The organism is Pseudomonas sp. 05N434 (assembly GCF_056396965.1).
Window position 1 is genome coordinate 1 of sequence record NZ_JBFTMK010000826.1, and the last position, 1,466, is coordinate 1,466.

Annotated in this window: 2 protein-coding genes; one reads left to right on the forward strand and one right to left on the reverse strand. The window is 61.8% G+C overall.

All coding sequences use genetic code 11. The features are described from left to right. Positions 1-659 (reverse strand): GAF domain-containing protein (locus tag AC1DLB_RS29795; RefSeq protein WP_477786265.1); only part of this gene is annotated, 659 nt, incomplete at its 3' end. A 346-nt stretch (positions 660-1,005) separates the two neighbouring features. On the opposite strand from AC1DLB_RS29795, the gene AC1DLB_RS29800 reads away from it, so the two are divergent. Then, positions 1,006-1,466: NAD(+)/NADH kinase (locus AC1DLB_RS29800; RefSeq protein WP_477786266.1), on the forward strand; the 461-nt coding region annotated here is incomplete at its 3' end.

The window sequence follows — 1,466 nt, forward strand, 5'->3', positions numbered from 1 at the left end:
CAGTAACCCTGGGCACTGTTCATGAAAAACGCCTGTTCTATTTCCCGTGCGCTCTGCACCACCATCTGCCGGATCAGATGCTGCGAACGACGGTCGTCCGGCGAACGCACCGCAGACACATCGAGCACCCCGAGCAGTTCCCCCCGAGGGTCAAAGACCGGAGCGGCGGAGCAGGTGAGTCCGATAAAAGCCGCGCGGAAGTGATCCCGCTTGTGCACCGTAACCGGTGTTCGTGCGGTCAGCACCGCAGCCACCCCGCAGGTGCCYTCCTCACCTTCTGACCAGCAGGTGCCCAGGTACAGGCCTGCTTTGCGGCAATCATTACGGATGGAGGTTTCCACGCGATAGTCGATGGTCTGGCCCTGGGCGTCGGTGAGCAACACGCAGTAGTCGGCATCGCGCACACGACCATGGAGTCGGGCGACTTCTTCGCTGGCGATGCGCAGGAACAGTTCGGAGCGTTCTCGACACTCTTGCAGCACGTTCTGGGACAGGATCCGCGGCCCTTGTAATGAGCCAGGGTCCAAGTGGTGTTGCTCCATGGAACGGCGCCAGGAATCCAGGATCAAGTCCGGCACGGGCAGTTGCGGCAGGTGCGCTGCGTTCTTCAAAACACGGCTGACGCAATCCACATGCGCCTTCGAGTGTGCGGAAAGCATTAGGGCCTCCGATTCGATCTTCTTTTAGTTGTGCGGGCTATTAAGCGCCGTTCACGGACGGTCGACAAGCATCGGTTCACCCCACTGCGAAGCTGAGACGCGACGTCTCAAGGTCTGGCCGCTAACCCGTGCAGGCTGACATGGGACGTCTCAATCGAGCGGGATCCCATCACTTGGAAATGTAGTCAAAACCGCTCTGGAACGGGCTTTTCGGCGATCTTTTGCGATTCTGGCACCGGCCTTGCTCTAACCCCGGCAACCAGCACGACTGGCAACCCGATAATAACAAGAGGTGCCCTATGTCCTCCTGCCGAGGCTTTTACTCTGCCGTACCCGTGGTGGCGACATGAGTCGCTTGCCCCTGACCGTCGGCATCATTGCCAATCCGGCGTCCGGCCGGGACGTAAGGCGCCTGACGGCGAATGCCGGGTTGTTTTCCAGCACCGACAAGGTCTCGGTGATCCAACGGCTGCTGGCGGCTTTTGGCGCCACCGGTGTCGAGCGCGTGCTGATGCCCACCGACATGACCGGCATCGCGGCGGCGGTGAAGAAGAACAGTCATGGCCGCCAGGCGCGTGGCAGCCACTGGCCAACTCTGGAGTTCCTGGAACTGACCTTGCGCCAGAGCGTGGCGGACACTCGCCAGGCCGCGCGCTGGATGGCTGAACGCGGCGTGTCGCTGATTGCCGTGCTCGGCGGTGACGGCACCCACAAAGCGGTGGCTGCCGAAGTCGGCGACATTCCATTGCTGACCCTGTCGACGGGGACCAACAATGCCTTCCCGGAACTGCGTGAAGCCACCAGCGC